The organism is Rugamonas violacea, assembly GCF_016461825.1.
Taxonomy (GTDB): Bacteria; Pseudomonadota; Gammaproteobacteria; order Burkholderiales; family Burkholderiaceae_D; genus Rugamonas.
Genome location: NZ_JAEMNU010000037.1, coordinates 85,597 through 104,846 on the forward strand (window position 1 = coordinate 85,597; position 19,250 = coordinate 104,846).

11 protein-coding genes and 4 tRNA genes are annotated in these 19,250 nt (G+C 62.3%); 14 read left to right on the forward strand and 1 reads right to left on the reverse strand.

Going from position 1 to position 19,250, the window contains the following annotated elements; translation table 11 throughout:
- The first annotated feature begins 46 nt into the window (after positions 1-46).
- Positions 47-1,621, forward strand: coding sequence for an HDOD domain-containing protein (locus H7U20_RS08015; protein ID WP_199519070.1), 1,575 nt, complete (start codon positions 47-49; stop codon positions 1,619-1,621).
- A 60-nt stretch (positions 1,622-1,681) separates the two neighbouring features.
- Here H7U20_RS08015 and H7U20_RS08020 read toward each other — a convergent pair whose 3' ends face one another.
- Positions 1,682-4,939: an EAL domain-containing protein gene (locus H7U20_RS08020; protein ID WP_199519071.1), complete on the reverse strand. Its 3,258-nt coding sequence runs from the start codon at positions 4,937-4,939 to the stop codon at positions 1,682-1,684.
- A 191-nt stretch (positions 4,940-5,130) separates the two neighbouring features.
- On the opposite strand from H7U20_RS08020, the gene H7U20_RS08025 reads away from it, so the two are divergent.
- The 13 genes from H7U20_RS08025 (at position 5,131) to rpoC (ending at position 19,224) form a co-directional block, all read left to right on the forward strand.
- Positions 5,131-5,214 (forward strand) — tRNA-Tyr (locus tag H7U20_RS08025).
- Positions 5,215-5,263: 49 nt separating this feature from the next.
- Positions 5,264-5,337: transfer RNA gene (locus H7U20_RS08030), tRNA-Gly, on the forward strand.
- Between the two features lie 39 nt (positions 5,338-5,376).
- A tRNA-Thr gene (locus H7U20_RS08035) sits at positions 5,377-5,451 on the forward strand.
- Between the two features lie 89 nt (positions 5,452-5,540).
- Positions 5,541-6,731 (forward strand): elongation factor Tu, encoded by a 1,191-nt coding sequence (gene tuf / locus H7U20_RS08040; RefSeq protein ID WP_199519072.1) that lies wholly within the window; start codon positions 5,541-5,543, stop codon positions 6,729-6,731.
- Between the two features lie 73 nt (positions 6,732-6,804).
- Positions 6,805-6,880, forward strand: a tRNA-Trp gene (locus H7U20_RS08045).
- A 37-nt stretch (positions 6,881-6,917) separates the two neighbouring features.
- Positions 6,918-7,301, forward strand: a complete 384-nt coding sequence (gene secE / locus H7U20_RS08050) for a preprotein translocase subunit SecE (protein ID WP_199519073.1) — start codon at positions 6,918-6,920, stop codon at positions 7,299-7,301.
- Positions 7,301-7,924, forward strand: coding sequence for a transcription termination/antitermination protein NusG (gene nusG / locus H7U20_RS08055; protein ID WP_093390823.1), 624 nt, complete (start codon positions 7,301-7,303; stop codon positions 7,922-7,924). Before secE ends, nusG begins: the two co-directional genes overlap by 1 nt.
- A 129-nt stretch (positions 7,925-8,053) precedes the next feature.
- Positions 8,054-8,485, forward strand: a complete 432-nt coding sequence (gene rplK / locus H7U20_RS08060) for a 50S ribosomal protein L11 (protein WP_199519074.1) — start codon at positions 8,054-8,056, stop codon at positions 8,483-8,485.
- A 2-nt stretch (positions 8,486-8,487) separates the two neighbouring features.
- Positions 8,488-9,183: a 50S ribosomal protein L1 gene (rplA, locus tag H7U20_RS08065; protein WP_199519075.1), complete on the forward strand. Its 696-nt coding sequence runs from the start codon at positions 8,488-8,490 to the stop codon at positions 9,181-9,183.
- Positions 9,184-9,502: 319 nt separating this feature from the next.
- Positions 9,503-10,042, forward strand: a complete 540-nt coding sequence (rplJ, locus tag H7U20_RS08070) for a 50S ribosomal protein L10 (protein ID WP_199519076.1) — start codon at positions 9,503-9,505, stop codon at positions 10,040-10,042.
- Positions 10,043-10,132: 90 nt separating this feature from the next.
- Positions 10,133-10,504, forward strand: a complete 372-nt coding sequence (gene rplL / locus H7U20_RS08075) for a 50S ribosomal protein L7/L12 (protein ID WP_093390852.1) — start codon at positions 10,133-10,135, stop codon at positions 10,502-10,504.
- Between the two features lie 256 nt (positions 10,505-10,760).
- Positions 10,761-14,867 carry a DNA-directed RNA polymerase subunit beta gene (rpoB, locus tag H7U20_RS08080; RefSeq protein WP_199519077.1) on the forward strand — a complete coding sequence of 1,369 codons (4,107 nt, stop codon included), beginning with the start codon at positions 10,761-10,763 and terminating at the stop codon, positions 14,865-14,867.
- A gap of 109 nt (positions 14,868-14,976) precedes the next feature.
- On the forward strand, positions 14,977-19,224 hold the full coding sequence (rpoC, locus tag H7U20_RS08085; protein WP_199519078.1) for a DNA-directed RNA polymerase subunit beta': 4,248 nt from the start codon (positions 14,977-14,979) through the stop codon (positions 19,222-19,224).
- The last annotated feature ends 26 nt before the right edge of the window (positions 19,225-19,250 follow it).

A 19,250-nucleotide genomic window follows, 5' to 3' on the forward strand; every position in this document is an offset into this window, starting at 1 on the left:
GCGGGCCCCCCCCCCCCCCCCCCGCCACCACAGCCACGGGAACGCCATGACACTGGCCTCGAACACGCCGCCGCAAGGCGCGCCGCGCGCTCCGCGCGGCGTGCTGCTCAAGCAGTTGTGCAGCGACGAGGGCCTGTTCGCGCTGGGCGCGGCGGTGGCCCGCGTGGTCCAGCTGGCCGACGCCGACGACCTGGGCACGCAGGGCCTGGCCTACTTCGTGCTGGCCGACGTCGCGCTGACCCAGAAGATCCTGCGCCAGGCCAACACGCCGCTGTTCCGCAGCGCCGCCGGCGGCACCGTCACCACCGTCTCGCGCGCCATTTCCCTGCTCGGTTTCGACCACGTCAAGGCCAGCGCGCTGGCCATGCTGCTGGTCGACACGCTGGCCAACAGCCGCCACGCCCACAGCGTGCGGCTGGAACTGGAGGCGGCGCTGTGCGCCAGCCTGTTCGGCCGCGAGCTGGCGCGCAGCGGCGCCTGGCAGGGCGCCGAGGAGGTCGCCATCGGCGCGCTGTTCAAGAACATCGGCGCGCTGCTGATCGCCTCGCGCGAGCACGAGCGCTTCGGCGAGATCGCCGCGCTGGCCGGGCAGGGCGAATTGAGCCTGGGCCAGGCCTCGCAGCAGGTGCTGGGCACCAGCTACGACGCGCTGTCGGCCGCCATCCTGCATGAGTGGAAGATCCCCGAGCTGATCATCCACAGCCTGAGCGCGCCGCCGCCCGGCGCCTTGCGGCCGGCCGCCAACCGCCACGAGTGGATGCGCCAGGTGGTCGCCTTCGGCGCCGACGCGGCGCGCCTGCTGGTGCGCCGGGTCGACCCGGCCGGCGCCGAAGGGGGCGCGCTGGCGCTGCGCTACGGCGCCGCGCTGAACCTGGACGGCGCCCGCGTCGCCGCGCTGTTCGGCGCCGTCGGCCGCGAGATGGACAGCCTGCTCGACAGCATGCAGTTGGCCCCGGCCTTGGCCCCGGCCTTGGCCCCGGCCGGCGGCGAGGCCGGCGGCGAGGCCGGCGCCGGCCGGCCCGGCAGCCTGCCGGCCGCGCTGCAGCAGGCCACGCTGGCGGGCGCCACGGCCGCCGGCGGCCGGCACCCCAGCGGCAAGCCGCTGCAGGCGCGCGAGTTGCTGCTGGCCGGGGTGCAGGACGTCAGCCAGATGCGCGCCGGCGGCGTCAAGCGCGCCAACGAGTTGATCCAGGCGGTGCTGGAGACGCTGTACCGCAGCATGGGCTTCCGCTTCGCCACCGTCTGCCTGAAGGACGCCCGCGCCGGCCAGTACCGCGCCCGCATCGCCTTCGGCGAGCAGAACGCCGCCCGCCTGGCCGGCTTCGCCTTCGCGCTGCGCGGCGACGACCTGTTCCATCTGGCGCTCGACAACGACGCCGACCTGATGATCGCCGACGCCTTCGCGCCCAACATCGCCGAGCTGCTGCCGCCTTGGCACCGCAGCTTGCTGCCGGACGCGCGCAGCTTCATCGTGCTGCCGCTGGTGCTGGCCGGCGCGCCGCTCGGCCTGTTCTACGCCGACCGCGTGCACGCCGCGCCGGAGGGCGTGCCGGCCGACGAGGCCTCGCTGATCCGCGCCCTCAAGGCGCAGGTGCTGGCCGCGCTGGCGCCGCCGCTCTGAGCCGGCCGCGCCGGCGCCGCCAGCCTGAGCCGGCCGCGGCGGCCGGCGTCGGCGCGCGCCTCAGGCGCTCTTGGCCAGCGGCTGCAGCAGCGCTTCGAAGGCCAGCGCCGGCATCGGCCGGGCGAACAGGTAGCCCTGGCCCTCCTCGCAGCCCTTGGCGCGCAGGAAGTCGCGCTGCGCCGCCGTCTCGACCCCTTCGGCGATCACCGCCAGCCCCAGCGAGTGGGCCAGGGCGATGGTCGCCTCGACGATGACGGCGTCGTTCGGATCGCTCTCGATGTCCTTGACGAAGCTGCGGTCGATCTTGATGCGGTCGATCTCGAACAGCTTCAGGTAGCTCAGCGAGGAATAGCCGGTGCCGAAGTCGTCGATCGCCACCTGGATGCCGCGGGCGCGCAGCTCGCGCAGCAGCAGGCGGCTGCGCTCCGGGTCCTGCATCGCCGCCGACTCGGTGATCTCCAGTTCGAGCAGGGCCGGGTCGACCCCTTCGCCGGCCAGCAGGCGGTCCAGCTGCGGCAGCAGGCCGGCGCCGTGGCACTGGCGCGCCGACAGGTTGACCGCCAGCCGCAGATGGCCCAGGCCGCGCTGGCGCCAGCCGGCCAGCAGCTCGACGGCCTGTTGCAGCACCCAGTCGCCGAGCGGCAGGATCAGGCCGGACTCCTCGGCGATCGGGATGAAGCGCTCCGGCCCGACCAGGCCCAGCTCCGGATGGTGCCAGCGCAGCAGCGCCTCGGCGCCGATGATGCGCAGGTCGTCGAGCGCCACCTGGGGCTGCAGGTAGAGTTCGAACTCGCCCTGTTCGAGCGCCAGCCAGAGGCGGTTCTCCAGCAGCAGGCGCTCGTGGGTGGCGACGTTCATGCTGTTCGAGAAGAACTGGAAATTGCCCCGCCCCTGGCTCTTGGCGGCGTACATCGCCGTGTCGGCGTGGCGCAGCAGGGTGTCGGCGTCGTCGCCGTCGGCCGGGAACATCGCCACGCCGACGCTGGTGCCGCTGTGGATGGTCTTGCCGTCCAGGTGGTAGGGCGCGGCCAGCGCGTCGACGATGCGCACGGCGATGTTGCTGGCGGCGTCGGGCGTGATGTCGCCCGAGGTGACCACGATGAACTCGTCGCCGCCCAGCCGGGCGATGGTGTCGACCTCGCGCAGCAGCTCCTGCAGGCGCCGCGCCACGGCCACCAGCAGCAGGTCGCCGGTCTGGTGGCCGTGCGAGTCGTTGATTTTTTTGAAGTGGTCGAGGTCGATGAACAGCAGCGCCGCCGCGCCGCCGTTGCGCCGCGTCTGCGCCAACAGCAGGCCGAGCCGCAGGTGCAGCGAGAGGCGGTTGTCGAGCCCGGTCAGCGGGTCGTGGTGGGCCAGCCGGTGGATGCGTTCCTGGGCGCGGTGCTGTTCGGTCAGGTCGTGCAGGATGGCGACGAAGAGGTGCTCGTCGGGCAGCTCGACCTCGCTCACCGAGACCGCCAGCGGGAACACGCTGGCGTCGCTGCGCCAGCCCTGCGCCTCGTGCTCGTGGCTGGCGCCGTTGGCGATGGCGCGCAGCAGCGCCGCCGGGCCGGCCGCGTCGACCGCCAGCAGGCGCGCCAGCGGCATGCCGGCCAGTTGCTCGGGCGGGTAGCCGAACAGGCGGCCGGCGGCGCCGTTGGCCGACTCCAGCAGGCCGTCGACGCCGATGGTCAGGATGGCGTCGGCCGCCTTGTCGAGGATCGCCTGCAGGCGCGCCTCGCGCTCGCGCAAACGCGCCGTGCTGTCCTTGACCTGGGCCTGGATGCGCGCCCGCTCGCCGCTGATCAGCAGCATCAGCGCGCCCAGCAGGCCGGTCAGCAGCAGGCCGCAACTGAGCACGGTCCAGCTCTGCCAGCCGCGCTGCTGGCGCAGGTAGGCCGGGCTCGGCGCCAGCGTCAGCTGGTAGATGCGGCCGCCGAAGTGCAACTGGTGCCGGTAGTCGCCGGGCTGCGGCGGCCGGCCCAGCTGGTCGCGCACCACCGCCAGCGCGCCGCTTTCGTCGCTGTCCTCGAAGCGCATCAGGAAGTGCGCGAACTCGCTGCGCTTGACCGCCTGGTCGAGGTAGCCGTCCATCTGCAGGCCGATCAGCAGCATGCCGGCGTCGCCGTCGTGCCGCCGCGCCGGGTAGGTGGCCTGCAGCAGCAGCATGCCGCGCAGTTTGCCCTCGCGGCGCTGCAGCACCATCGGCGCGCTGGCGGTGGGTTGGCCGGATTGGCGCGCCCGCGCCACGGCGGCGGCGCGCACCGGCTCGGCGAGGAAGTCGAGGCCCTGGAACATGCGGTTGTTGGCCGGCTCGATGAAGGTGGCCGCCAGGTAGTGCGGCCGTGGCGGCGACGGCGCCAGCCGGCCCGACCCCGGCTCGGGCGCGCGGACGGTGAAGTTGGGCGCGATGGTGGCGCGGCCCCAGCGCTCGAAGGCCGGCCGCTCGGCGTCGCTGAGCGGCACCAGCCAGGCCAGCGACATCAGCTCGGGGCGCTGGTCCAGGTAGCCGTGCGCCAGGTTGCCGAAGTCCTCGGCGCTCAGCTGGCGCGGCGAGCCGTTGTTGAGCGCCTTGGCCATCGCGTAGATGAAGCGCTCGTGTTCGCTGAACTGGGCCTGCAGCAGGTCGCCGGTCTGTTGCGCCTTGAGGCGGAAGGTTTGCATCTGCTGGGTGGTTTCCCAGCGGTCGGCCTGCAGGTAGATGGCGACGAAGGCCGCGCTCGACAGCAACAATGGCAGGCCGACCAGATAGCGCCGGCGCCACCACAGCGCGCGCGGCCGGCCGACGGCGATCCACATCAGCGGCGCGCCGAGCAGGATGCCGATGGTGTCGCCGATCCACCAGGCCATCCAGTCCGGCCCCAGCGCGGCGAAGCGCAGCACGCCGCTGAGGGCCATGCCGGCCATCGCCACGCTGCTGCAGATCAACGCCACCAGCGGCGCCAGCAGCAGGAAGCGGCCGACGTCGCGGCCGGCGCCCAGGCCCGGCTCGACGTAGCGCCGCAGCAGGCGCGCGCCGACCCAGGCTTGCAGGGTGGCGCCCAGCGCCGCCACGGCGGCGGCCAGCACGGCGCTGGCGCTGACGCCTTGCGCGCTGAGCGCGGGGTAGACCAGGTTGATCGCCAGCGCGCCCAGCGCGACGGCCGGCAGCAGGCGGGCGCCGCCGACGACGCAGGCGGCCAGCGCGATGCCGGCCGGCAGGAATAGGGGCGAGGCGTAGCCCGGCGGCAGGGCCAGCAGCAGGCCGGCGCGGCCGGTGAGGAAGTACAGGGCGCACAGCCCCAGGTTGGTCAGCAGCAAGCCGCGCCAGTGTCCCCAGCGTCCCGTTCGATTCTTCAAATCCCGGCTCCCGTGCGTTTGCGTGTTGTCGATTGTATAGGAAAAAAACTTCTGAAAAACAACACTTGCACAATTGCGGAAGGTGCAGTTACAATCTCGCCCCGAAGCAGACGGTTCATCATCACTGAAAGAAATAGTTCAGGCGGGGTTGACAAGTCAAAGTAGTTGCTTCATACTCTGCGGTTCCTCGCGGAGGGGTGGCCGAGTGGTTAAAGGCGACAGACTGTAAATCTGTTCTTTCGAGTACGCTGGTTCGAATCCAGCCCCCTCCACCAAGTTGTTGCAGGAATGCTGAGTGGTAAAGAAGTGAATGAACGAAACCTCGCGGGTGTAGCTCAATGGTAGAGCAGAAGCCTTCCAAGCTTACGACGAGGGTTCGATTCCCTTCACCCGCTCCAGTGTGACCTGCACTGCATTGTGTGCATCGCAACAAATTAGCCCTTTTAGCTCAGTGGTAGAGCACTCCCTTGGTAAGGGAGAGGCCACGTGTTCAATCCACGTAAAGGGCACCAGAATTCGTAGTACGCAGGAGCGTCACGCTCAGCATCAAGACAGTCGGGCGCGAGCCCTGGCAATCTCATCAAATCGTTAGGAGTCTAAAATGGCAAAAGGTAAATTCGAACGTACTAAGCCGCACGTCAACGTCGGCACCATTGGTCACGTCGACCACGGCAAGACCACCCTGACCGCTGCGATCGCAACCGTACTGTCGAAAAAATTCGGCGGCGAAGCTAAAGCATACGACCAGATCGATGCAGCTCCGGAAGAAAAAGCACGCGGCATCACCATCAACACCGCCCACGTCGAGTACGAAACGGCTGCCCGTCACTACGCGCACGTTGACTGCCCAGGCCACGCCGATTACATCAAAAACATGATCACCGGCGCGGCACAGATGGACGGCGCGATCCTGGTTTGCTCCGCAGCTGACGGCCCAATGCCACAGACCCGCGAGCACATCCTGCTGGCCCGCCAAGTTGGCGTTCCATACATCATCGTGTTCCTGAACAAGTGCGACCTGGTCGACGACGCGGAACTGCTGGAACTGGTCGAAATGGAAGTGCGCGAGTTGTTGTCGAAATACGACTTCCCAGGCGACGACCTGCCGATCGTCAAAGGTTCGGCCCGTATGGCGCTGGACGGCGACACCGGCCCAATGGGCGAGCAAGCCATCATGCAACTGGCCGACGCACTCGATTCGTACATCCCTACGCCAGAGCGCGCTGTTGACGGCGCCTTCCTGATGCCAGTGGAAGACGTGTTCTCGATCTCGGGCCGTGGTACTGTTGTTACCGGTCGTATCGAACGCGGCATCATCAAAGTCGGCGAAGAAATCGAAATCGTTGGTATCACCGACACCGTCAAAACCATCTGCACCGGCGTGGAAATGTTCCGCAAGCTGCTGGACCAGGGTATGGCTGGCGACAACGTCGGTCTGCTGCTGCGCGGCACCAAGCGTGAAGATGTTCAGCGTGGTCAAGTTCTGGCCAAGCCGGGTTCGATCAAGCCGCACAACCACTTCACCGGCGAGATCTATGTGCTGTCGAAAGACGAAGGCGGTCGTCACACTCCGTTCTTCAACAACTATCGTCCACAGTTCTACTTCCGTACCACCGACGTGACCGGTTCGATCGAACTGCCAGCGGACAAAGAAATGGTCATGCCAGGCGATAACGTGTCGATCACCGTCAAGCTGATCAACCCGATCGCGATGGAAGAAGGCCTGCGCTTCGCTATCCGTGAAGGCGGTCGTACCGTCGGCGCCGGCGTGGTTGCAAAAATCATCGCCTAAGAAGGAAACTGGGCTTCCATCCGGGGTGTCCCGGGTGGTAGAATAGCAGACCTTTTTTCGAAAAGTTTTACGTAGGGACGTAGCTCAATTGGCAGAGCGTCGGTCTCCAAAACCGAAGGTTGGGGGTTCGATGCCCTCCGTCCCTGCCACCGATTCTGGTGCAGGGCACCGAAAGTAAAAATAGAAATGTCTAATCAATCCGTGCAAACCGTTAGCACGTCAAACGACAAGATCAAAGTCGTGCTGGCAGTGGTTGCGGCAATTGCGGGAGTCGTCGGGTTCTTTTACCTGGCAGGTCAACCATCCCTGGTGCGGGTAGCTGCGCTTGTGGGTGGTTTGCTTATTTCCGTCGCAATTGCCTACACTTCCAGCAATGGCCGTGAGTTCCTGAATTTCGCCAAGGAAGCCGTCCGCGAAACCAAGAAGGTCGTTTGGCCCACCCGTAAAGAAGCCACGCAGATCACGGCGATCGTTTTCGCCTTCGTGCTGGTGATGGCTGTGTTCCTCTGGGGCACGGATAAGATTCTCGAGTTCCTGTTGTACGACGTCATTCTGGGTATAAGAAAATAATGAGCGAAAATGTGCAAGATGAAGTGCCGGGCAGCGTTCCGGCACAAGATGCTGGCGCTGAGCTTAGCACTCCCGTAAGTGTGCCTGTCAGCAACAAACGTTGGTATGTGGTCCACGCCTACTCGGGTATGGAAAAAAGCGTCCAGCGCGCCCTGACGGAGCGCGTCGAGCGCGCCGGCATGCAGGACCAGTTCGGCCAGATCCTGGTGCCGATCGAAGAAGTGGTCGAAGTCAAGAACGGCCAGAAATCGGTCACCGAACGTCGTTTCTTCCCGGGCTACGTCCTGGTCGAGATGGAAATGACGGACGAAACCTGGCACTTGGTCAAGAACACCAACAAGGTCACCGGCTTCATCGGCGGCAAATCGAACAAGCCCACCCCGATTCCTGCCCGCGAGATCGACAAGATCATGCAGCAGATGCAGGAAGGCATCGAGAAGCCACGGCCGAAAGTGCTGTACGAAGTGGGCGAACAAGTCCGCATCAAGGATGGTCCGTTCACCGACTTCAACGGCAACGTCGAAGAAGTCAACTACGAGAAATCCAAAGTGCGCGTCTCGGTCACCATCTTCGGCCGCGCCACCCCGGTCGAGCTCGAATTCGGCCAGGTCGAAAAAGTATAAGCGGCAAGCGTCCCCGGAACGTGCGCGCGGTGATGTAGCGCCGCAGCGAATCCCGGACAAGAGGAGCCCCGCCAGGCAAGGCATCGCCGGGTGGGGCGCTACTACTCAATCCAAAGATAGGAGCCAATCATGGCAAAGAAAATCATTGGTTTTATCAAGCTGCAAGTTCCAGCTGGTAAAGCAAACCCATCCCCACCAATCGGTCCAGCTCTGGGTCAACGCGGTCTGAACATCATGGAATTCTGCAAAGCGTTCAACGCGCAGACCCAAGGTATGGAACCAGGCATGCCGATCCCGGTCGTGATCACCGCCTTCGCCGACAAATCGTTCACCTTCGTCATGAAGACGCCGCCGGCGACCTTCCTGATCAAGAAACTGTCGGGCGTTGTCAAAGGTTCGCCGAAGCCACATACCGACAAAGTCGGTAAGCTGAGCCGCGCGCAAGCTGAAGAAATCGCTAAATTGAAATCCCCGGATCTGACCGCTGCCGACCTGGATGCTGCTGTACGCACCATCGCTGGCTCCGCACGTTCGATGGGCATCACGGTAGAGGGTGTGTAATCATGGCTAAACTGTCCAAACGCGTCAAAGCAATCAAGGCCAAGGTCGATCGCACCAAGGCATACCCGTTCGACAACGCCGTCGCTCTGATCAAAGAACTGGCCACCGCCAAGTTCAATGAATCGATCGACGTGTCGGTACAACTGGGTGTGGATCCGAAGAAATCGGACCAGGTCGTCCGCGGTTCCGTCGTGCTGCCAGCCGGCACCGGCAAAACCGTTCGCGTCGCCGTCTTCGCCACCGGTGAAAAAGCCGAGCAGGCCAAAGCCGCCGGCGCCGACATCGTCGGTATGGAAGACCTGGCCGAAATGGTCAAGGCCGGCAACATGCCTTTCGACATCGTCATCGCTTCGCCAGACACCATGCGTATCGTCGGTACCCTGGGTCAGATCCTGGGCCCACGCGGCCTGATGCCTAACCCGAAGGTCGGCACTGTCACCCCTGACGTCGCTACCGCCGTGAAAAACGCGAAAGCCGGTCAAGTTCAGTACCGTACCGACAAAGCCGGTATCATCCACGCCACCATCGGCCGCAAGTCGTTCAACGACGCCGATCTGAAGAGCAACCTGGTTGCCCTGATCGACGCCCTGAACAAAGCCAAGCCGACCACCAGCAAGGGTGTTTACCTGCGCAAGGTGTCGCTGTCGTCGACCATGGGCGCTGGCGTCCGTGTCGACCAGACCACCCTGGCTGCTTAAGTTTCAAGTATCAAGTCCCCGTCGCTTCCTGTAAGCGGCGGGGCGAATCTTTGGGCCGGACGTTCCATGCTCGCATGGGGCGGTCGGACAATCAAAGACCGTTGGGCCGACTGCGACCGCATGTGCAGGAAGATAAACGCAAACCGGGCGACCGGCGCGCACCCAACGCAGATGGTGTACCCGAACAAGTTTTGTAGTCCATGTTGCAGGAATTTATTCCGCTCTTTGTACTTCTTAACTTCGGACGCCGTGTTCGAACCGATGCGAGGTCCATGGCCATTGGGTCATGTAAACCGAACATCATTTAAGGAGGTTGACCGTGGGTCTCAATCTGAATGACAAAAAGGCTGTAGTCGCCGAAGTTTCCGCAAAAGTAGCAACTGCGCAAACCGTGGTGGTGGCCGAATATCGTGGCATCCAGGTTGCTCACTTGACGCAACTTCGTGCTAAAGCGCGTACCCAAGGTGTGTACCTGCGCGTGTTGAAAAACACGCTGGCTCGTCGCGCCGTGGAAGGCACGCAGTTTGCCAACCTGGCCGACAGCATGACCGGTCCGTTGATCTACTCGATCTCGGACGACGCCGTTGCAGCAGCTAAAGTCATCGCCGACTTCGCTAAAACCAACGACAAACTGGTCATCACCGCAGGTAACTACGCAGGCAAGCAGCTGGATAAAGCTGCTATCGTCGCGTTGGCAAGCATTCCTAGCCGTGACGTCCTCATTGCGCAGCTGTTGGGCGTGATGCTGGCTCCGGTATCGGGCTTTGCACGTGGTCTGGCTGCCCTGGCAGCGAAAAAATCCGAGGGCGAAGCTCCTGTGGCCGAAGTGGCCGCAGAAGAAGCCCCGGCGGCCGCTTAATAGCGCGCCGCGCTCCGGCTCGCGCCGGGGCGGTTTTTCTCAAGTACCAATCTGATGTATTAACGAATCAAAAAATTATTGGAGTTTCAAATGGCAATTAGCAAAGACGACATCCTGGCAGCAGTTAGCGAAATGTCCGTAATGGACCTGAACGACCTGGTCAAAGCCTTCGAAGAAAAATTCGGCGTGTCCGCCGCAGCAATGTCGGCTCCTGCAGCCGGCGGCGCCGCTGCTGCTGTCGCTGAAGAGCAAACCGAATTCAACCTGGTTCTGGCTGACTTCGGCGCGAACAAAGTTGGCGTGATTAAAGCTGTCCGTGAAATCACCGGTCTGGGCCTGAAAGAAGCCAAAGATCTGGTCGATGGCGCTCCTAAGACCGTCAAAGAAGCGATTTCGAAAGCTGACGCTGAAGCCGGTAAGAAGAAACTGGAAGAAGCCGGCGCGAAAGCCGAAATCAAGTAATTCCGTTGTACGGCGGCTAGTTAGCGCCACGAGCCAAAGCTGCGGGTTTCCTCTCTAAAAGGAGGAAATCCGGCTTTGGCTCCTTTGTCGTCTTTGTCGTATTTGTAGCGGTCTGTCCTCGCTGCAGTTTTATCGAATCAGCTGGAAATGGTAGAACCTTGAGGTTTCGTCTGTGTGACATGCAGCCGAACATTGCTGCTGAAATGCACTAGCAAAACCTGAATTTTCTATCCTTTCTGTCACTCACGGAGTGTCCATGCACTACTCATTTACTGAGAAGAAACGCATTCGCAAGTCATTCGCGAAGCGCGCCAACGTTCACCACGTTCCGTTCCTGCTGGCTACCCAGCTCGAGTCCTACCATAGCTTCCTGCAAGAGGACGTACAACCGTCCTCGCGCAAGAACGACGGCCTGCAGTCGGCCTTCACCTCGATATTCCCCATCGTGTCGCACAATGGCTTTGCGCGCCTCGAATTCCTGTCGTACGTTCTGGGCGACCCCGCCTTCGACGTCAAGGAATGCCAACTGCGTGGCCTGACGTTCGCGTCGCCGCTGCGCGCCAAGGTGCGCCTGGTGATCCTGGACAAGGAATCGCCGACCAAGCCGGTCGTCAAGGAGATGAAGGAACAGGAAGTCTACATGGGCGAACTGCCCCTGATGACGACCACCGGTTCGTTCGTCATCAACGGTACCGAACGTGTCATCGTTTCGCAGCTGCACCGCTCCCCGGGCGTGTTCTTCGAGCACGACCGCGGCAAGACCCACTCCTCGGGCAAACTGCTGTTCTCGGCCCGCATCATCCCTTACCGTGGCTCGTGGCTGGACTTCGAGTTCGATCCGAAGGACATCCTGTTCTTCCGCGTCGACCGCCGCCGCAAGATGCCGGTAACGATACTGCTGAAGGCCATCGGCATGTCGCACGAGCAGATCCTGGCCAACTTCTTCGTCTTCGATAATTTCAATCTGCGCTCCGAAGGCGCCGAGATGGAATTCGTCGCCGAGCGCCTGCGTGGCGAAGTGGCCCGTTTCGACATCGTCGACAAGTCCGGCAAGACCCTGGTGCTGAAGGACAAGCGCATCAACGCCAAGCACGTGCGCGACATCGAGGCGGCCGGCATCAAGCACATCTCCGTGCCTGAGGACTACCTGCTCGGCCGCGTGCTGGCCAAGAACATCGTCGACCCGGAAACGGGCGAAGTGGTGGCCTCCGCCAACGACGAGCTGACCGAAGACCTGCTGGGCCGTCTGCGCGACGCCCATGTGTCGGAAATCCAGACCCTGTACACCAACGATCTGGACCAGGGCGCCTATATTTCGCAAACCCTGCGCATCGACGACACCGCCGACCAGATGGCCGCCCGTGTCGCGATCTACCGCATGATGCGTCCAGGCGAGCCGCCAACGGAAGACTCGGTCGAAGCCCTGTTCAACGGCCTGTTCTACAGCGCCGACCGTTACGACCTGTCGGCCGTCGGCCGCATGAAGTTCAACCGCCGCATCGGCCGCGATGAACTGACCGGCGCCATGACGCTGTCGAACGAAGACGTGCTGGCCGTGATCAAGATCCTCGTCGAGCTGCGCAATGGCCGCGGCGAAGTCGACGACATCGACCACCTGGGCAACCGTCGCGTCCGTTGCGTCGGCGAACTGGCCGAAAACCAGTTCCGCGCCGGCCTGGTGCGCGTCGAGCGCGCCGTCAAGGAACGCCTCGGCCAAGCCGAAGCGGACAACCTGATGCCGCACGATCTGATCAACTCCAAGCCGATCTCGGCCGCGATCCGCGAGTTCTTCGGTTCGTCCCAGCTGTCGCAGTTTATGGACCAAACCAACCCGCTGTCGGAAATCACGCACAAACGCCGCGTTTCCGCCCTGGGACCCGGCGGTCTGACGCGCGAACGCGCCGGTTTCGAGGTGCGCGACGTGCACCCGACCCACTACGGCCGCGTCTGCCCGATCGAAACGCCAGAGGGCCCGAACATCGGTCTGATCAACTCGCTCGCGCTGTACGCCCGCCTGAACGAATACGGCTTCCTGGAAACCCCGTACCGCAAGGTCGAAGGCTCCAAGATCACCGACCAGATCGACTACCTGTCCGCCATCGAAGAAGGCCGCTACATCATCGCCCAGGCGAATGCGACCATCGACAAGAACGGCATGCTCAGCGATGAGCTGGTATCGGCCCGTGAAGCCGGCGAAACCATCCTGGTATCCCCAGAGCGCATCCAGTACATGGACGTGGCGCCGGGCCAGATCGTTTCCGTCGCAGCGTCGCTGATTCCGTTCCTGGAACACGATGATGCGAACCGCGCATTGATGGGTGCCAACATGCAGCGTCAGGCCGTACCTTGCCTGCGCCCGGAAAAAGCCCTGGTCGGTACCGGTATCGAACGCACCGTGGCAGTCGACTCGGGTACCACCGTGCAGGCGCTGCGCGGCGGTATCGTCGACTACATCGATGCGGGCCGCGTGGTGATTCGCGTCAACGACGACGAAGCAACCGCCGGCGAAGTCGGTGTCGACATCTACAACCTGATCAAGTACACCCGCTCGAACCAGAACACCAACATCAACCAACGTCCTATCGTCAAGGTTGGCGACCGTGTCGCCAAGCGCGACGTGATCGCCGACGGCGCATCGACCGACCTGGGTGAATTGGCTCTGGGCCAGAACATGACCGTGGCCTTCATGCCATGGAATGGTCTGAACTTCGAGGATTCGATCCTGATCTCGGAAAACGTCGTCAAGGACGACCGCTACACCTCGATCCACATCGAAGAGTTGTCGGTTGTTGCGCGCGACACCAAACTGGGCGCGGAAGAAATCACCCGCGACATCTCGAACCTGGCCGAGAACCAACTGGCCCGTCTGGACGAGTCCGGTATCGTCTACATCGGCGCCGAAGTGCAGGCCGGCGACACCCTGGTCGGCAAGGTCACGCCAAAAGGCGAGACCCAGTTGACGCCGGAAGAGAAGCTGCTGCGCGCCATCTTCGGTGAAAAAGCCTCGGACGTGAAAGACACCTCGCTGCGCGTGCCTTCGGGCATGATCGGCACCGTCATCGACGTCCAGGTGTTCACCCGTGAAGGCATCGTTCGCGACAAGCGCGCGCAACAGATCATCGACGATGAGCTGAAGCGTTTCCGCCTGGACCTGAACGACCAGATGCGTATTGTCGAGGGCGATGCCTTCCAGCGTCTGGAAAAAATGCTGATCGGCAAAGTCGTCAACGGCGGTCCGAAAAAGCTCGCCAAGGGCGCCAAGATCACCAAAGAATACCTGGCAGATCTGGACAAATACCACTGGTTCGACATCCGTCCATCGGAAGACGAAGCCGCCGTGGCGCTGGAAGCGATCAAGGAATCGATCAACGAAAAACGTCACCAGTTCGATCTGGCCTTCGAAGAGAAGCGCAAGAAATTGACCCAGGGCGACGAGCTGCAACCGGGCGTGCAGAAGATGGTCAAGGTTTACCTGGCCGTCAAGCGCCGCCTGCAGTCGGGCGACAAGATGGCGGGTCGCCACGGTAACAAGGGTGTGGTTTCCCGTATTGTTCCCGTGGAAGACATGCCATACATGGCCGACGGCACGCCGGCCGACGTGGTGCTGAACCCGCTGGGCGTTCCTTCGCGGATGAACGTCGGTCAGATCCTCGAGACCCACTTGGGCTGGGCCGCCAAGGGTCTGGGCATCCGTATCGGCGAAATGCTGGCGTTGCACACCAAGGCCGAGGAAATGCGCAAGTTCCTGACCGTGGTCTACAACGAAAACGGCAAGCCGGAAGATCTGGACCAGTTCGACGACGAAGAGATCATGAAGCTGGCGAACAACCTGAAAAAAGGTGTTCCGTTCGCCACGCCGGTGTTCGACGGCGCGCATGAGTCGGAAATCCGCCGCATGCTCGATCTGGCCTACCCTGACGAGATCGCCCACAAACTGGGCATGACGCCATCGAAGAACCAGGTCACCATGTACGACGGCCGCACCGGCGAAGCGTTCGAGCGCAAGGTCACCGTTGGCGTGATGCACATGCTGAAGCTGCACCACTTGGTTGATGACAAGATGCACGCCCGTTCCACCGGTCCTTACTCGCTCGTCACGCAGCAGCCACTGGGCGGTAAAGCCCAGTTCGGCGGCCAGCGCTTCGGTGAGATGGAGGTGTGGGCACTGGAAGCGTACGGCGCATCGTACGTGCTGCAAGAGATGTTGACCGTCAAGTCGGATGACGTGAACGGGCGTACCAAGGTGTACGAGAACCTGGTCAAAGGCGACCATGTGATCGACGCCGGCATGCCTGAATCGTTCAACGTTCTGGTCAAGGAAATCCGTTCGCTGGGTATCGATATCGACCTCGAACGCAACTAAAAGACAGCATCCCTGTCATTTGGTTTGAGTACGACAAAGCCCGGCTGGGAAACCACGCCGGGCAATGTAGTCTCAGGAATTAGAAATTTAATCACCTCTGGAGTGATACATGAAAGCACTGCTCGATCTATTCAAGCAAGTACAGCAAAACGAAACGTTCGACGCGATCAAGATCGGTCTGGCGTCGCCTGAAAAAATCCGTTCGTGGTCCTACGGCGAAGTAAAAAAGCCGGAAACCATCAACTACCGCACCTTCAAGCCTGAGCGCGACGGCCTGTTCTGCGCCAAGATCTTTGGCCCGATCAAGGATTACGAATGCCTGTGCGGCAAGTACAAGCGCCTCAAACACCGTGGCGTGATCTGCGAGAAGTGCGGCGTCGAAGTCACGCTGGCCAAGGTGCGCCGCGAGCGCATGGGCCACATCGAGCTGGCCTCGCCGACCGCCCACATCTGGTTCCTCAAGTCGCTGCCGTCGCGTCTGGGCATGGTGCTGGACATGACCCTGCGGGACATCGAACGCGTGCTGTACTTCGAAGCATACGTGGTGACCGATCCGGGCATGACCCCGCTGAAAAAATGCCAGATCATGTCGGAGGACGACTACGCCGCCAAGTACGAAGAGTACGGCGACGACTTCACCGCCTTCATGGGCGCCGAAGGTATCCGTGAACTGCTGCGCTCGATCGACATCCACCGCGATGCCGAGACCCTGCGCGTGGAACTGAAGGAATCGAAGTCCGAAGCGAAGATCAAGAAATACGCCAAGCGCCTGAAAGTGCTGGAGGCGTTCCAACGTTCGGGCATCAAGCCGGACTGGATGATCATGGAAGTGCTGCCGGTGCTGCCGCCGGAACTGCGCCCGCTGGTGCCGCTGGACGGCGGCCGCTTCGCGACCTCCGATCTGAACGATCTGTATCGCCGCGTCATCAACCGTAACAACCGTCTGAAACGCCTGATGGAGCTGCGCGCTCCAGAGATCATCACGCGCAACGAAAAGCGCATGCTGCAAGAAGCGGTCGATTCGCTGCTGGACAACGGCCGTCGCGGCAAAGCGATGACCGGCGCCAACAAGCGTCCGCTGAAATCGCTGGCCGAGATGATCAAGGGCAAGGGCGGCCGTTTCCGTCAAAACTTGCTGGGCAAACGCGTCGATTACTCCGGTCGTTCGGTCATCGTCGTGGGCCCGCAATTGAAATTGCACCAGTGCGGTCTGCCGAAGCTGATGGCCTTGGAACTGTTCAAGCCGTTCATCTTCAACAAGCTCGAACTGATGGGCCTGGCCACGACCATCAAGGCTGCCAAGAAACTGGTTGAGATTCAAGAGCCGGTGGTGTGGGACATCCTGGAAGACGTGATCCGCGAACACCCGATCATGTTGAACCGTGCGCCTACGCTGCACCGACTGGGTATCCAGGCTTTCGAGCCGGTCCTGATCGAAGGCAAGGCGATCCAACTGCACCCGCTGGTCTGCGCCGCATTCAACGCCGACTTCGACGGCGATCAGATGGCGGTCCACGTCCCACTGTCGATCGAAGCGCAGATGGAAGCGCGCACGCTGATGCTGGCGTCGAACAACATCCTGTTCCCGTCGAACGGCGAACCGTCGATCGTGCCGTCGCAGGATATCGTGCTGGGTCTGTACTACGCGACCCGCGAGGCGATCAACGCCAAGAACGAGGGTATGCTGTTCCAGGACGTGTCGGAAGTCATCCGTGCCTACGACAACAAGGAAGTGGAACTGACCACCCGCATCACCGTGCGTATCGTCGAGCATCCAAAAGATGCCGAAACGGGCGAATTCGTCCGCACCGTGACGCGTTACGAGACCACCATCGGTCGCGCCATCCTGTCGGAAATCCTGCCCAAGGGTCTGCCTTTCTCAGTGCTGAACCGCGCGCTGAAAAAGAAAGAGATCTCCAAGCTGATCAACACGTCCTTCCGCAAGTGCGGTCTGCGTGCCACCGTCGTGTTCGCCGATCAACTGATGCAGTCGGGCTTCCGTTTGGCAACCCGCGCCGGTATCTCGATCTGCGTCGACGACATGCTGGTACCGCCACAAAAAGTCACCCTGATTTCGGCCGCAGAGTCCGAAGTCAAACAGATCGAGCAGCAGTACGCCTCGGGTCTGGTGACGGCCGGCGAGCGTTACAACAAGGTGGTCGATATCTGGGGCAAAACCTCGGATGAAGTCGGCAAGGCCATGATGGACCAGCTGAAAGTGGAAGACGTCATCAAACGTGACGGCACCAAGTCCACCCAAGAGTCCTTCAACGCGATTTACATGATGGCCGACTCGGGCGCCCGCGGTTCCGCGGCGCAGATTCGCCAGCTGGCAGGTATGCGTGGTCTGATGGCGAAACCGGATGGTTCGATTATCGAAACGCCGATTACCGCGAACTTCCGCGAAGGCCTGAACGTGTTGCAGTACTTCATTTCGACCCACGGCGCTCGTAAAGGTCTGGCCGATACGGCACTGAAAACGGCGAACTCGGGTTACCTGACGCGCCGTCTGGTCGACGTGACCCAGGATCTGGTCGTCATCGCCGACGATTGCGGCACCACCAACGGCGCGCTGATGAAGGCGATGGTCGAAGGCGGTGAAGTCATCGAAGCGCTGCGCGACCGCGTGCTGGGCCGCGTCACCGTCAACGACGTGGTCAATCCTGAAACCCAGGAAACCCTGTACGAAGCCGGCACGCTGCTCGACGAAGACATGGTCGAAGAGATCGAGCGTCTGTCGATCGACGAAGTCAAGGTGCGCACTCCGCTGACTTGCGACACGCGCTTCGGCCTGTGCGCCAAGTGCTACGGCCGCGATCTGGGCCGTGGCGTGCTGGTCAACTCCGGCGAAGCCGTCGGTGTGGTGGCGGCGCAGTCGATCGGTGAGCCGGGTACCCAGCTGACCATGCGTACCTTCCACATTGGTGGTGCGGCGTCGCGTGCGGCGGTGGCATCGTCGGTGGAAGCCAAGTCGAACGGCACCATCCGCTTCACCTCGACCATGCGTTACGTCACCAACGGCAAGGGCGCGCAAATCGTCATTTCCCGTTCGGGCGAAGTGCTGATCACCGACGACCACGGCCGTGAGCGTGAGCGTCACAAGGTGCCGTACGGCGCCACCCTGATCGTCAAGGACGGCCTGGTCATCAAGGCCGGTACGGCCCTGGCGACCTGGGATCCGCTGACCCGTCCGATCATCACCGAGTACGCCGGTCTGGTGCGCTTCGAGAACGTCGAAGAAGGCGTCACCGTTGCCCGTCAGGTCGATGAAGTGACCGGTCTGTCGACTTTGGTCGTGATCGATGCGAAACGTCGCGGTTCTTTGACCAAAACGCTGCGTCCACAGGTCAAACTGTTGAACGACTCGAACGAAGAAGTGAAGATCGCCGGCACCGAACACTCGGTGGCGATCGGCTTCCAGGTCGGCGCGCTGATCATGGTCAAAGACGGCCAGGCGGTATCGGTCGGCGAAGTGCTGGCACGTATCCCGACCGAATCGCAGAAGACGCGCGATATTACCGGTGGTCTGCCACGGGTTGCCGAGCTGTTCGAAGCGCGTTCGCCGAAAGATGCCGGTATGCTGGCCGAAGTGACCGGTACCGTTGCATTCGGTAAGGAAACCAAGGGCAAGCAGCGTCTGGAAATCACCGACATGGACGGCAACAAGCACGAGTTCCTGATCACCAAGGACAAGCAAGTGCTGGTCCACGATGGTCAAGTCGTCAACAAGGGCGAGATGATCGTCGACGGTCCTGCCGATCCGCAAGACATCCTGCGTCTGCTGGGTATCGAAGCGCTGGCCCGTTACATCGTCGACGAAGTGCAGGACGTGTACCGTCTGCAGGGCGTGAAGATCAATGACAAGCACATCGAAGTGATTGTGCGTCAGATGCTGCGTCGCGTTCAGATCGTCAATGCCGGCGACACCAACTACATCGTTGGCGAGCAGGTTGAGCGTTCGGAACTGCTGGACGAGAACGACCGTATGGATGCCGAGAACAAGATCCCGGCGACCTACGAAAACGTTCTGCTGGGTATTACCAAGGCATCGCTGTCGACCGATTCGTTTATCTCGGCCGCATCGTTCCAGGAAACCACCCGCGTGCTGACCGAAGCGGCGATTATGGGCAAGCGCGATGGTTTGCGCGGCCTGAAAGAAAACGTCATCGTCGGCCGTCTGATTCCGGGCGGTACGGGTCTGGCATTCCACCGCGCACGCAAAGAGAAAGAAGCGTGGGAAGTGGAAGAGCGCCAAAACCTGTTGAACGCCGAGAAGGCCAATATGGCCAGCGAGCTGGAAGCGGTTGAAGTTGCTTCCCAGGCCGCAGCGGCGGCACAGCATAACGACGAAGCGTAATTGAGCTGAGTGGTTGATGGAAACGG